13 protein-coding genes are annotated in these 13,961 nt (G+C 51.1%); 9 read left to right on the top strand and 4 right to left on the bottom strand.

The window, feature by feature from the left end; all coding sequences use genetic code 11:
* The first annotated feature begins 18 nt into the window (after window positions 1-18).
* On the top strand, window positions 19-1,134 hold the full coding sequence (locus P0H77_RS09670; protein ID WP_276165088.1) for a mechanosensitive ion channel family protein: 1,116 nt from the start codon (window positions 19-21) through the stop codon (window positions 1,132-1,134).
* A gap of 337 nt (window positions 1,135-1,471) precedes the next feature.
* Here the strand turns inward: P0H77_RS09670 and icd are convergent, their stop codons facing one another.
* From icd to P0H77_RS09655, 3 genes are all read right to left on the bottom strand, one after another.
* Window positions 1,472-2,722: an NADP-dependent isocitrate dehydrogenase gene (icd, locus tag P0H77_RS09665; protein WP_276164693.1), complete on the bottom strand. Its 1,251-nt coding sequence runs from the start codon at window positions 2,720-2,722 to the stop codon at window positions 1,472-1,474.
* Window positions 2,723-3,246: 524 nt separating this feature from the next.
* Window positions 3,247-3,798, bottom strand: a complete 552-nt coding sequence (locus P0H77_RS09660) for a hypothetical protein (protein WP_276164692.1) — start codon at window positions 3,796-3,798, stop codon at window positions 3,247-3,249.
* A 4-nt stretch (window positions 3,799-3,802) separates the two neighbouring features.
* Window positions 3,803-4,246, bottom strand: a complete 444-nt coding sequence (locus tag P0H77_RS09655; protein WP_276164691.1) for a hypothetical protein — start codon at window positions 4,244-4,246, stop codon at window positions 3,803-3,805.
* A 329-nt stretch (window positions 4,247-4,575) separates the two neighbouring features.
* Here P0H77_RS09655 and rluE point away from each other — a divergent pair, with 329 nt between their 5' ends.
* The 8 genes from rluE (at window position 4,576) to P0H77_RS09615 (ending at window position 12,355) form a co-directional block, all read left to right on the top strand.
* Window positions 4,576-5,193, top strand: a complete 618-nt coding sequence (gene rluE, locus P0H77_RS09650; protein WP_276164690.1) for a 23S rRNA pseudouridine(2457) synthase RluE — start codon at window positions 4,576-4,578, stop codon at window positions 5,191-5,193.
* Window positions 5,194-5,205: 12 nt separating this feature from the next.
* A complete protein-coding gene (locus P0H77_RS09645) occupies window positions 5,206-5,682 on the top strand; it encodes an NUDIX hydrolase (RefSeq protein WP_276164689.1) in 477 nt (158 codons plus the stop codon).
* 38 nt (window positions 5,683-5,720) lie between these two features.
* A complete protein-coding gene (mnmA, locus tag P0H77_RS09640) occupies window positions 5,721-6,821 on the top strand; it encodes a tRNA 2-thiouridine(34) synthase MnmA (RefSeq protein ID WP_276164688.1) in 1,101 nt (366 codons plus the stop codon).
* 62 nt (window positions 6,822-6,883) lie between these two features.
* On the top strand, window positions 6,884-7,525 hold the full coding sequence (gene hflD, locus P0H77_RS09635) for a high frequency lysogenization protein HflD (protein ID WP_276164687.1): 642 nt from the start codon (window positions 6,884-6,886) through the stop codon (window positions 7,523-7,525).
* Between the two features lie 3 nt (window positions 7,526-7,528).
* A complete protein-coding gene (gene purB, locus P0H77_RS09630; RefSeq protein WP_276164686.1) occupies window positions 7,529-8,899 on the top strand; it encodes an adenylosuccinate lyase in 1,371 nt (456 codons plus the stop codon).
* 109 nt (window positions 8,900-9,008) lie between these two features.
* Window positions 9,009-9,683 (top strand): two-component system response regulator PhoP, encoded by a 675-nt coding sequence (phoP, locus tag P0H77_RS09625; protein ID WP_276164685.1) that lies wholly within the window; start codon window positions 9,009-9,011, stop codon window positions 9,681-9,683.
* The gene (gene phoQ, locus P0H77_RS09620; RefSeq protein ID WP_276164684.1) at window positions 9,680-11,146 is read left to right on the top strand and encodes a two-component system sensor histidine kinase PhoQ; all 1,467 of its coding nucleotides are present in this window, start codon (window positions 9,680-9,682) and stop codon (window positions 11,144-11,146) included. The genes phoP and phoQ overlap by 4 nt, the downstream gene beginning before the upstream one ends.
* 87 nt (window positions 11,147-11,233) lie before the next feature.
* Window positions 11,234-12,355 (top strand): cupin domain-containing protein, encoded by a 1,122-nt coding sequence (locus P0H77_RS09615; RefSeq protein ID WP_276164683.1) that lies wholly within the window; start codon window positions 11,234-11,236, stop codon window positions 12,353-12,355.
* Window positions 12,356-12,488: 133 nt separating this feature from the next.
* On the opposite strand, the gene pepT is transcribed toward P0H77_RS09615, so the two are convergent.
* A complete protein-coding gene (gene pepT, locus P0H77_RS09610) occupies window positions 12,489-13,727 on the bottom strand; it encodes a peptidase T (protein WP_276164682.1) in 1,239 nt (412 codons plus the stop codon).
* Between the last annotated feature and the right edge of the window lie 234 nt (window positions 13,728-13,961).

Here is a 13,961-nt window from a genome sequence, read left to right as displayed (position 1 = left end):
CGTTTTTTCGGAGGTAAAATGGAGTATCTGGCAAGACTGAATATCGTTACGGTGCTGATGTCGACTGCTTTCTGGATAAATCTCGCGTTAGTATTTTTTATAACCGCAATAACCTACTGGGTTATCAATCGATTACTCGGCTTTGTCTATAAAACCTTTCAAAATTCCAATAAGCACGAAGGTCACGACGAACGTCTTCGATTTATTGTTTTTGACATGCTGAAAAAAACCAATAAAGCCCTTATCCTTTTCGCTGCTTTTCTCTTCAGCTTACGTTTTATCGCCTTACCGGATCGCTTGTTTTCGACCATCTCTCACGCCTGGTTTTTGGTTGTGGCAATACAAATGGCGATTTGGCTCGATCAAAGCGTGCAGTCCTGGATGCGGCATTTGCTTTATGCGCCAGGGACCAATAAAAATCCGGTAACGCTGGTGATCCTGGGAATGATCATGCGGGTGCTGGTATGGTCAATGATGCTGCTCTCAATTCTGGCGAATGCAGGTGTTGATATTACCGCGCTGGTAGCAAGTCTGGGAGTGGGCGGGATTGCCATCGCGCTGGCGGTTCAGACCGTATTAAGCGATGTCTTCGCCTCGCTGTCGATTGGATTTGATAAGCCCTTTGAAATCGGCGATTTCGTGGTCTTTAATGACGTTGCAGGTACGATAGAACATATTGGGCTGAAAACCACACGTATTCGCAGCCTCAGCGGTGAGCAGATTGTCTGTGCAAATGCGCAGCTGCTCCAGCAAACGATTCATAATTACAAACGAATGCAGACACGGCGTATTGTTTTTACCTTCGGCGTTGCCACTTCTACCCCGCCGGAAAAGCTACGCACCATTGGTGATATGGTGAAAAATATCATTACAGACGTCGGCGAAACCAAATTCGACCGCGCGCATCTTTTGGCGTTTAACCAGGACCGGCTGACCTTTGAAGTGGTGCATATCGTCAATACTGCCGATTACAACAAATACATGGATATTCAGCAGGAAATTAATATTCGTATTATCGAGCAGTTGCTGGAGAAAGACGTTGAACTGGCGCTGCCAAGCCTGGTCGTGAGATCACCGGTGCAACTGGCAAGCAATAAAGCGTCGCGTCAGATGCCGGAGCGTCAATCTGCATAAATGGATCTCCGAATTGTCATTTACTGTGATACAGGGACGTAATGAAGGGCTTTTTGTATAAATGATTACCTCAGGAGACGCAGGCACTCTTAAGTGCTGTGACGCTCATTTTGTGTCATAAACAATGAGCCGTAAGCGATTTTGATAACTCTTTAAAATAAAAACGGGAGCATTCAGGCTCCCGTCAGACTGCTGACAAAGTGGGTAGTGAGGGGAAACACCGGGATTGGGTTCCCGGAGGGAGGCCCAACCCGGTGGTCGCCCCGTGTTCCACGGACGGTTTGTCATCAACCTCATGGGAGCCTTCAGCTCCCGTTTTTGTTTACACCATCAGAAATTACATATTCTCGATGATCGCGTCGCCAAACTCTGAGCATTTCAGCAGCTTAGCGCCTTCCATCAGACGTTCAAAGTCATAGGTCACGGTTTTAGCCGCGATAGCGCCTTCGGTGCCTTTAACGATCAGGTCAGCCGCTTCGAACCATTCCATATGACGCAGCATCATCTCAGCGGACAGAATGATTGAACCCGGGTTCACTTTGTCCTGACCGGCATATTTCGGTGCCGTACCGTGCGTGGCTTCAAACAGCGCGCATTCATCACCGATGTTCGCGCCTGGCGCGATACCGATCCCGCCTACCTGTGCCGCCAGGGCGTCAGAGATGTAGTCGCCGTTGAGGTTCATACAGGCGATAACGTCGTATTCGGCCGGACGCAGCAGGATCTGCTGGAGGAAGGCATCGGCAATCACGTCTTTAACGACGATATCTTTACCGGTTTTCGGGTTTTTGATTTTCAGCCACGGGCCACCGTCAATCAGTTCACCGCCGAATTCTTCACGTGCAAGCTGGTAGCCCCAGTCTTTGAACGCGCCTTCAGTGAACTTCATGATGTTGCCTTTGTGAACCAGAGTCAGGGAATCGCGGTCGTTAGTGATAGCGTATTCAATCGCTGCACGTACCAGACGTTTGGTCCCTTCCTCTGAGCACGGCTTGATACCAATGCCGCAATGTTCCGGGAAGCGAATTTTTTTCACGCCCATCTCTTCACGCAGGAATTTAATCACTTTTTCCGCGTCGGCAGAGTCGGCTTTCCATTCGATCCCGGCGTAGATATCTTCGGAGTTTTCACGGAAGATAACCATATCAGTCAGTTCAGGGTGTTTAACCGGGCTTGGCGTGCCCTGGTAATAACGTACCGGACGCAGGCAGACATAAAGGTCCAGCTCCTGACGCAGCGCCACGTTCAGAGAGCGAATACCACCGCCAACCGGGGTCGTCAGTGGCCCTTTGATAGCCACACGGTATTCACGGATCAGATCAAGTGTTTCAGGGGGCAGCCAGACATCCTGGCCATAAACGTGGGTCGATTTTTCACCGGTATAAATCTCCATCCAGGAGATCTTACGCTCGCCTTTATAGGCTTTTTCCACGGCGGCATCGACCACTTTCAGCATTGCTGGCGTGACGTCAACACCGATACCATCACCTTCAATGAAGGGGATAATCGGGTTATTCGGAACGTTCAGCTTGCCGTTTTGCAGGGTGATTTTACTACCTTCCGCCGGAACAACTACTTTGCTTTCCATTCACCTCTCCTTCGAGCGCTTCTGGTTGTTACTGATTTTTGTTAATGATTTGTAATAAGCCCATCAATACTACCTGATAGTTTGGTTCCATGAAAGGCATTGATCATTACGCTATAATGCGGCAATTGATAACTTCTGAAAATACTATGCGTAAAACTTCTTTAGATAATGCTTAACATTTGTCTACAATGTGATAAACACACTTAAAAAATCAATAGATTATGATGACATTGCAAACTTACTGCACTGTCACCTGACAGACTTTTTGCATTTTCATATCAGGTGTATCGTTTCAGCCTTTCAAGCTCTGATTGCTAAAGCCTGAAGTAAAGCCAGGAAGGGTGGTTACGCATCAGGCCGTGCTGTAGCGAGATGACCTGCTAACGGAGAGATAAGCTGCGCAATTTGCGTAATCTGAATGGTATTCACATGTGGCTAAAAAAAGCTCCTATCCATATAAATCTGGATAATATTACGTGATAAAAAGCAAGGGGTGTTGCAAAACTATTGAGAAACCGTTATTTCTAATTTGGATAAAATATTTGTAGAACTTCACTTTTACTTTTATTAAATATATCGAGATCCCGTTCAAAACCAGTCCGGGCGATATAACCTTCTTTTTCTTTAGTGAATCGCTTATCATCTGTGAAAAATAAAGCCATTAAATAGTCAGTATCTTTAATACCTTTACCTTCTGCAAGTGAAATAACGTGTTTATAACATAATGTATCATGCTCTCCTGTACGTTCTTTCAGCATGCACTCTTGTAATTTTAAGGATGAATCATTATTTTTGGCATTGTATCTATTAAGTAAACTGACAGCTTCACTATAATCCCCCTCAGAAATTAAAATACTTGAATATGCTCGTATTACGTTATTATTGTTGGGATTGTGTTTTGAAAGACAATTTAATTTATCCTGTACAACTTTCTTCTCTTTCGTGTCAGCAAGTGTGTACTTCGTGACCAACTCCGAAGCCTGTTTTGTCGGGATATCAGCATATACCTCTTCCGCACAGGCATTTGCCATTCCCATGAAGAGCAATGCAGCGCCGATAATTTTTTGTATAGTCACTAACTCATCTCCTGTTGAATTGCGTTAAAGCTATGACTCTCTTTAGGCTCCTGGGAAATGGTATAACTGTCCCTGCATAACCTGCATCATATAAATAACCTGCCTCTAACTCTATTTTGGGTGCTGATGAAGAGTTATAGGGTATGTGAAACATTATTGATCCAATGACAAAATCATCGAAACCCACAGCAAAACCTTCCCCTTTTTTTCTCTCAAGAGAATATATTTTATTACTGAGTAGATCTCTCACTTTACACCAAAATAAAAGGCTTCCAGTACCTGCCGCTCTTGCTGCATTGCTTTTACCAGTAGCAGATATGTAAACATTTTTACCGCTTGATGAATTTTCATCTTTGATAACGATATCAATAGAGTAGCTGGCATGTATGCCCACCCCTTCAATTCTCATATCAGCCAGTTGGGAAAAAGAAAAACTTTTTATTGTCATATTAAGGCATCCTTTTTAACAAATCATCCATAAACCGCAAAAAGATAACATATAAAACTTTCTTAAGAATTTATTTTACCCCCGGACTAAAACGTAAGCAACTGTTTCCCCGCAAAGGCTGACAGTGTCCTCCAGCGATTCATCTCACTCTCTTTATGTTGAAAGTTTACCTGCATCTGTTCAGCATTATGAGGCCTGAAATTCATTGTGAAGGCCACAGGATCCTACAAGTTAAACGCGCCTTTCGAAGAAAGAAGATTTCTGAAAGAATACGCTCTCTGCCACGCCTGGTATCGCTTTATGCAGCTACGGCACCGACCGGGAAACATATGCACAAAAAATCGACGTATCAGCGCATTAACAAATTCAGCTCACAACGAGCCACCAGGAAAGAACGCAAAGACCAGCCGCAGCGGGTTATTCTGTTCAATAAACCCTATGATGTGCTGCCGCAGTTTACCGACGAAGCGGGACGCAGCACGTTGAAAGATTTTATCCCTGTTGCCGGGGTTTATGCCGCCGGGCGTCTGGATCGGGATAGCGAAGGTCTGCTGGTCCTGACCAACGATGGCGCGTTACAGGCACGGCTAACCCAGCCGGGTAAGCGCACCGGTAAAATCTATTATGTTCAGGTTGAGGGTGAACCTTCAGAGGAAGCGCTGGCAGCATTGCGTGATGGTGTTACGCTCAATGATGGCCCCACCCTGCCCGCGGGCATCGAGGTCGTGCCAGAGCCAGACTGGCTGTGGCCGCGTAACCCGCCGATCCGCGAACGGAAGTCGATTCCGACACGCTGGCTAAAAGTGACGCTTTATGAGGGCCGTAACCGCCAGGTTCGCCGGATGACGGCCCATGTTGGCTATCCCACACTGCGCCTGATCCGCTATGCGATGGGTGACTATACGCTGGATAACCTTGCCAACGGTGAATGGCGAGACGCCAGATAATAAGGAGAGAACATGTTTAAACCGCACGTCACCGTCGCCTGCATCGTGCATGCAGAGGACAAATTTCTCGTCGTTGAAGAGACCATAAACGGCAAAGTATTGTGGAACCAGCCCGCAGGCCACCTGGAAGCAGATGAAACGCTGGTGCAGGCGGCAAAGCGCGAGCTGTGGGAGGAAACGGGGATCGTAGCCGAGCCGCAGCATTTTATCCGCCTGCATCAATGGATTGCCCCGGACAAGACGCCGTTTCTGCGCTTCCTCTTTGCCATTGAACTTAACGAAATGTGCCCTGGAGAGCCGCACGACAGCGATATTGACCGTTGCCTGTGGGTCAGTGCCGATGAGATCCTCAACGCGGCGAACCTGCGTTCGCCGCTGGTAGCGGAGAGTATTCGCAGCTGGCAAAACGGGCAGAAATACCCGCTGGCACTGATCGGCGAATTTAACTGGCCGTTTACAGAGGGTGTCAAGTCAGGGGGGGCGTGCTAAAATACGCCGCCTTGAAGTTCAATGTCGTGAGTATTCCTATGTCTGATAGCCCAAAAAAAGTGATCGTCGGTATGTCCGGCGGTGTCGACTCTTCCGTTTCTGCTTATTTGCTCCTGCAACAGGGCTATAAGGTAGAGGGCCTGTTCATGAAGAACTGGGAAGAAGACGATGGCGAGGAATACTGCACCGCTGCGGCCGATTTAGCCGACGCGCAGGCGGTCTGCGATAAGCTCGGCATTGAGCTGCACACCGTAAACTTTGCCGCAGAATACTGGGATAACGTCTTTGAGCATTTCCTCGAAGAATATAAAGCAGGCCGCACGCCGAACCCGGATATTCTGTGCAATAAAGAAATCAAATTTAAAGCCTTCCTTGAATTTGCCGCCGAAGATCTGGGTGCGGATTATATCGCAACCGGTCACTACGTGCGTCGTGCGGACGTTGACGGCAAAAGCCGCCTGCTGCGCGGTCTGGACGGCAATAAAGATCAAAGCTACTTCCTGTATACCCTCGGTCATGAGCAAATCGCCCAGAGCCTGTTCCCGGTAGGCGAGCTGGAAAAACCTCAGGTGCGTAAGATTGCGGAAGAGCTGGATCTGATCACCGCGAAGAAAAAAGACTCCACCGGTATCTGCTTTATCGGCGAGCGTAAATTCCGCGAGTTTCTTGGTCGCTATCTGCCCGCTCAGCCGGGTAAAATCCTGACCGTTGACGGCGAAGACATTGGCCAGCATCAGGGGCTGATGTACCACACCCTCGGCCAGCGTAAAGGGCTGGGCATCGGCGGGACCAAAGAGGGTAGCGACGATCCGTGGTACGTGGTGGATAAAGACGTTGAGAACAATATTCTTATCGTGGCCCAGGGGCATGATCATCCGCGTCTGATGTCCGTCGGGCTGATTGCCCAGCAGCTGCACTGGGTCGATCGTCAGCCTTTAACCGGTACGCTGCGCTGCACGGTGAAAACCCGCTATCGTCAGACCGATATTCCCTGCACCATTACCGCGCTGGATAACGATCGCATTGAGGTTCACTTTGATGAACCGGTTGCGGCCGTTACGCCGGGTCAGTCCGCCGTCTTCTACAGCGGCGAAGTGTGCCTCGGCGGCGGTATTATCGAGCAGCGCCTGCCGCTGTAATAAAGCATTTGATTACGTATATCCTGCGGGTCGTGGAAACGCAGGATTAACAAGGAGTGAGTGTGGCGAAGAACTATTATGACATCACCCTGGCGCTGGCAGGCATCTGCCAGTCTGCACGTCTGGTGCAACAACTGGCCCACCAGGGCCACTGCGATAGCGACGCCCTGCACGTTTCGCTGAACAGCATCATCGATCTCAACCCGGATTCAACGCTGGGGGTTTTCGGTGGTAGCGAAGCCAATCTCCGCCTCGGTCTTGAAACGCTGCTCGGTGTGCTGAACGCCAGCAGCCGTCAGGGCCTGAACGCTGAACTCACTCGTTATACCCTTAGCCTGATGGTGCTCGAGCGTAAGCTCGCTAAAGCAAAAGGCGCAATGGATACGCTTGGCACCAGCATTGCTGGTTTACAGCGCCAGCTCGACCATTTCGATCTTCAGTCTGAGACTTTACTGAGCGCCATGGCGGGCATTTATGTCGACGTCATCAGCCCGCTGGGGCCGCGCATTCAGGTCACAGGCTCCCCTGCCGTGCTGCAAAGCGCGCAGGTGCAGGCCAGGGTTCGCGCCTCGCTGCTTGCCGGTATCCGCGCAGCGGTACTCTGGCACCAGGTTGGCGGTAGCCGCCTGCAACTCATGTTTTCTCGTCAGCGCCTGCTAACTCAGGCCAAACACATTCTCGCTCATTTAACTCCGGAGTTGTGATCTATGGAATTATCCTCACTGACCGCCGTTTCCCCCGTCGATGGACGCTATGGCGATAAAGTCAGCGCGCTGCGCGGCATTTTCAGCGAATACGGTTTGCTGAAATTCCGCGTCCAGGTCGAGGTACGCTGGCTGCAAAAACTGGCCGCGCACGCAGCGATTAAGGAAGTTCCTTCATTTGCTGCCGACGCAAACGGTTACCTTGATAAAATCGTTGCTGACTTTACTGAAGAAGACGCAGCGCGCATCAAAACCATCGAACGCACCACGAATCATGATGTAAAAGCGGTTGAATATTTCCTCAAAGAAAAAGTCGCCAGCGTGCCGGAGCTGCATGCGGTTTCCGAGTTCATTCACTTCGCCTGTACGTCTGAAGATATCAATAACCTCTCCCACGCGCTGATGCTGAAAACCGCGCGCGACGAGGTGATCCTGCCCTACTGGCGCAAGCTGATTGATGCGGTTAAAGATCTTGCCGTCCAGTATCGCGATATTCCCCTGCTCTCCCGCACCCACGGTCAGCCGGCTACGCCGTCCACGCTGGGTAAAGAGATGGCGAACGTTGCGTACCGGATGGAGCGTCAATACCGCCAGCTTAGCCAGGTCGAGATCCTTGGCAAAATTAACGGTGCGGTGGGTAACTATAACGCGCATATTGCGGCCTATCCGGAAGTGGACTGGCACCAGTTCAGCGAGGAGTTCGTCACGTCGCTGGGCATTCAGTGGAACCCGTACACGACTCAGATCGAACCGCATGACTATATTGCCGAACTGTTTGACTGCATCGCACGTTTCAATACTATCCTGATCGATTTCGATCGCGACGTATGGGGTTATGTGGCGCTCAATCACTTCAAGCAGAAAACTATCGCCGGTGAAATCGGCTCTTCCACCATGCCGCACAAAGTAAACCCGATTGATTTTGAGAACTCCGAAGGCAATCTGGGCCTGTCCAATGCTGTCCTGCAGCACCTGGCCAGCAAACTGCCAGTCTCCCGCTGGCAGCGCGACCTGACCGACTCCACCGTTCTGCGTAACCTTGGCGTTGGCGTGGGCTACGCGCTGATTGCGTATCAATCTACCCTGAAAGGCGTCAGCAAACTGGAAGTGAACCGCGAGCGTCTGCTGGACGAACTGGATCACAACTGGGAAGTGCTGGCTGAGCCAATCCAGACGGTGATGCGCCGTTACGGCATTGAAAAACCGTATGAGAAACTGAAAGAGCTGACGCGCGGCAAACGCGTCGATGCGGAAGGTATGAAACAGTTTATCGACGGTCTGGCCTTACCGGAAGAAGAGAAAACCCGCCTGAAAGCTATGACCCCGGCCAATTATCTTGGTCGTGCCGCCACCATGGTTGATGAGCTAAAATAATGTCCTGTCCCCTCTTTCTGCCCGGAGAGAGGGGTTATTATCCGCTGGTTGAACCACTATTTATCTCTTTGCGTTACACTGTTGCCGATCGTCATGTGAGGAAAGAGTTATGCGCGTACTCGTTGTAGAAGATAATCCGCTGCTGCGTCATCATCTTAAAGTCCAGCTTCAGGAGATGGGCCATCAGGTCGATGCTGCCGAAGATGCCCGCGAGGCGGATTATTATCTTGGTGAGCATGTTCCTGACATTGCCATTGTCGATTTGGGATTGCCGGATGAAGATGGCCTGTCGTTAATCCGACGCTGGCGCAGCCATGGCGTTTCCCTCCCGCTGCTGGTGCTGACCGCCCGTGAAGGCTGGCAGGATAAAGTCGAAGTGTTAAGCGCAGGCGCGGATGATTACGTCACCAAACCGTTTCATATCGAGGAAGTGGCCGCCAGAATGCAGGCGCTGTTACGGCGAAATAGCGGGCTGGCCTCGCAGGTGATTTCTCTGCCGCCGTTCCAGGTCGATCTTTCCCGCCGTGAGCTCTCCGTCAGTGATGAAACCATCAAACTTACCGCCTTTGAATATACGATTATGGAAACGCTGATCCGCAATCACGGTAAAGTGGTCAGCAAAGATGCGCTAATGCTCCAGCTTTATCCGGATGCGGAACTGCGTGAAAGCCATACGATTGATGTGCTGATGGGCCGGCTGCGCAAAAAAATTCAGACCCGCTACCCGCACGACGTCATTACCACCGTGCGCGGCCAGGGCTACCGTTTCGAACTTCCGGAATGAACCGTCTGCTACGGCATTTTTTGCCGCTTTCCCTGCGTATCCGCTTTTTGCTGGCAACGGCGGCTATCGTATTAATTCTCTCTCTGGCCTACGGCATGGTGGCGCTGGTCGGCTATAGCGTCAGCTTTGATAAAACCACCTATCGCCTGCTGCGTGGGGAGAGCAATTTATTTTATACCCTCGCAAGGTGGGAGAACGGCACGCTAAGCATTGACCTGCCGGAAAATCTGGCGCAGCAAAGTCCATCTGTCGCGCTGATTTATGACGATAAAGGCACATTGCTCTGGGCGCAGCATAACCTTCCCTGGCTCATCCAGCGCATCCGCCCGGAGTGGCTCAAAACCAACGGATTTCAGGAAATCGAAGCGAATGTGGATTTCAGTAGCAGTCTGCTGCGTGACGATCGGGAGGTGGGAGATAAGCTTGAGGAAATACGTCGCGAAGCCGATCCGGACGATGAAATGACGCACTCGGTGGCGGTCAATATTTATCCGGCCACCGCCAGAATGCCACGATTAACCATTGTCATCGTCGACACCATTCCGATTGAGCTAAAAAGCTCTTATATGGTCTGGAACTGGTTCTTCTATGTGCTGATTGCCAACTTACTGCTGGTGATCCCGCTGCTCTGGGTCGCGGCATGGTGGAGTTTACGCCCGCTGGAGGCGCTGGCGAAAGAGGTTCGCGAACTGGAGGAACATCACCGCGAGGCGCTGAATCCTGAAACCACGCGTGAACTTACTCATCTGGTGCGCAACCTTAACCGCTTGCTGAAGACGGAGCGCGAGCGTAACGAAAAGTACCGTACCACTCTTACCGATCTGACGCACAGTTTAAAAACGCCGCTCGCCGTGCTGCAAAGTACGCTGCGATCTTTGCGTAGCGAAAAAATCAGCGTTGCCGAGGCTGAGCCGGTGATGCTCGATCAAATCAGCCGCATTTCACAGCAAATTGGCTATTTTCTGCATCGCGCCAGTATGCGCGGTGGCAATATTATGCTGAGCCGCGAACTGCATCCGGTGGCGTCGCTGCTGGATAACCTGACGTCTGCGATGAACAAAGTTTATCAACGCAAAGGGGTCAGTATTTCGCTGGATATTTCACCGGAAATCAGTTTCGTCGGTGAAAAAAACGATTTTATGGAAGTGTGTGGCAATGTACTGGATAACGCCTGCAAATACTGCCTCGAGTTTGTTGAAATCTCCGCTCGCCAGACGGAGGAACACCTGCATATTATTATTGAAGATGATGGTCCCGGCATTCCGCAAAGCAAACGCGAACTGGTGTTCGATCGCGGGCAGCGCATTGATACGTTACGTCCTGGCCAGGGCGTGGGGCTTTCTGTTGCGCGGGAAATCGTCGAACAATACGATGGTAAAATTGTCACCGAAGAAAGTTTGCTCGGCGGCGCGCGGATGGAAATCATCTTTGGTCGACAGCATCCGGGTAATCAAAACGGTTAACGCCCGCGTTTTTCTTTTTTTCTCCTGCATCGTAACTGCCCGCCATCCGTTATAATCGCTTCAGTTACGAGCCTGCGGGAAACTATTATGGACTATCAATTAGCATTAAACTGGCCCGATTTTATTGAACGCTACTGGCAAAAACGCCCGGTAGTGCTGAAACGGGGTTTCGCCAATTTTGTGGATCCTATCTCTCCCGACGAGCTGGCCGGTCTGGCGATGGAAAACGAAGTCGACAGCCGTCTGGTCAGTCACCAGGATGGTAAATGGCAGCTCAGCCACGGCCCTTTTGAAAGCTACGATCACCTGGGTGAAAATGACTGGTCGCTGCTGGTGCAGGCCGTCAATCAGTGGCATGAGCCGACTGCGGCGCTGATGCGTCCTTTCCGTGCTCTCCCCGACTGGCGCGTGGACGATCTGATGATCTCCTTTTCCGTACCGGGTGGCGGTGTGGGTCCGCATCTCGATCAGTATGATGTGTTTATTATCCAGGGTACCGGCCGCCGCCGCTGGCGCGTCGGCGAGAAAGTGCCAATGAAGCAGCACTGTCCGCATCCTGACCTGCTGCAGGTCGATCCATTCGAAGCGATTATCGACGAGGAACTGGAGCCCGGCGATATTCTGTATATTCCGCCAGGATTCCCGCATGAGGGTTATTCGCTGGAAAACTCGATGAATTATTCGGTGGGGTTCCATGCGCCCAATGCCCGCGAGCTGATCAGCGGGTTTGCCGATTATGTTCTGCAACGTGAACTGGGCAGTTTCCGCTACAGCGATCCGGAGATACCTTCGCGCGATCATCCGGCAGATATTCTGCCGCAAGAGCTGGATAAGCTGCGCGGTATGATGCTGGATCTGATTAACCAGCCGGAGCATTTCAGCCAGTGGTTTGGTGAGTTTATCACCCAGGCGCGTCACGAGCTAGATATTGCTCCGCCGGAGCCGCCTTACCAGCCGGACGAAATTTACGACGCACTGAAGCAGGGCGACAAGCTGGTACGCCTTGGCGGCCTGCGCGTGCTGCGGATTGGTGACGAAGTGTTTGCCAACGGTGAAAAAATCGACTCCCCTCACCGTCCGGCGCTCGAAGCGCTTTCCAGCCGTATTGTGCTGAGCGGTGAACATTTTGGCGACGCGCTGGAAGACCCTTCTTTCCTCGCAATGCTGGCCGCGCTGGTCAATAGCGGATACTGGTTCTTCGAGGATTAAAGCTTAACCTCTTTCCTCAAACTTGCCGGGCGGCGCAAGCTTGCCCGGCCTACAAAGTCCACACACCAGCCTCAATGTAGGCCTGATAAGCGCAGCGCCATCAGGCATTCAAGCCACCAGCCCTGACGTACTGTCAGGCCACGTTAGCGCTGTGCCTGGTTGTTAATTCCGCGATTCGCACAATCACCTGTACCGCTTTCTCCATTCCTTCGAGCGATACAAATTCATGTTTCCCGTGGTAGTTATAGCCGCCGGTAAACAGGTTCGGGCACGGTAGTCCCATAAAGGAGAGCTGGGAGCCGTCGGTGCCGCCGCGAATGGGCTTCATGTCCGGTTCGATATGGCAGTCAAGCATCGCCTGTTTTGCGATATCAATAATATGCGGATGTTCAGCCACTTTTTCATGCATATTGTAATAACTGTCTTCAATGATCAGCTCAATGTAGCAATCCGGATGCAGCCCCTTGCCGACTTTTTTGGCGATTTCCATCATCTTGCGCTTGCGGGCTTCAAACTGCTTACGGTCAAAATCGCGCACGATGTAGTGCATTTCAGCACGATCAACGCTGCCTTTTATGCTGGTAAGATGATAAAAACCTTCATAGCCTTCGGTATGTTCAGGACTTTCTTCAGCAGGCACTTCTGCGTGAATGCGTGACGCCAGCGAGAGGGCGTTGACCATCACCCCTTTCGCCGTCCCCGGATGCACGTTATTGCCGACGATTTTGATCGTCACCGAGGCCGCATTGAAGTTTTCGAATTCCAGTTCGCCCACGCCGCCGCCGTCAACGGTATAGGCCCACTGCGCGCCGAACTGGTCGACGTCAAAATGCTTCGCACCTTTGCCGACCTCTTCATCCGGCGTAAAGGCTACGCGGATATCGCCGTGAGGGATATTTTTGCCCTTCAGCACCGCCAGTGCGGTCATGATCTCAGCCACACCCGCTTTGTCATCCGCACCGAGCAGCGTTTTACCGTCGGTCGTGATCAGCGTCTGGCCCAGCATCTGATGCAGCACTGGAAACATCACTGGAGACAATACTTCATCACCAATGCCCAACGCGATATCTCCACCCCGATAACCTTCGATGATCTGCGGATTGACGTTTTTTCCGCTAAAATCCGGCGATGTGTCGACGTGGGAGATAAACCCGATTGCCGGGATATTGCCATCAATATTAGCAGGCAGCGTGCCCATCACGGTGCCTTTATCACTAAGGGTAACGTTAACCAGCCCCATCTCCTCAAGCTGGGCTTTGAGCAAATGCAACAGCTTCCATTGTCCTTCGGTACTCGGCACCTGACGCACGCCAGGCTTCGATTGCGTATCCAGAGAAACGTACTGTAAAAAACGCTCAAGTAATTTTTCCATGCGGTCACCCTCACTTTTTGTGACAACATTATCAATAAGCACGAAAACACAAATATTGCGTCAGGTCACTTTTAGGCGGGCAAACGAGAATATTTTTCGTTACGTCCACCACCGTCATAAAGGTAGCGTACCATTACGTATCAAGGATTGGCGATTTCAATGGTTTGCCGTAGAATGCCAGCCCTTAATCGTGTGCAGAACCCAAAGGTGGTTAATCACAAACCCCGTATCGGT

It is taken from the genome of Superficieibacter sp. HKU1, from assembly GCF_029319185.1.
GTDB lineage: Bacteria > Pseudomonadota > Gammaproteobacteria > Enterobacterales > Enterobacteriaceae > Superficieibacter.
This window is presented reverse-complemented; position numbering and strand designations above follow the sequence as displayed.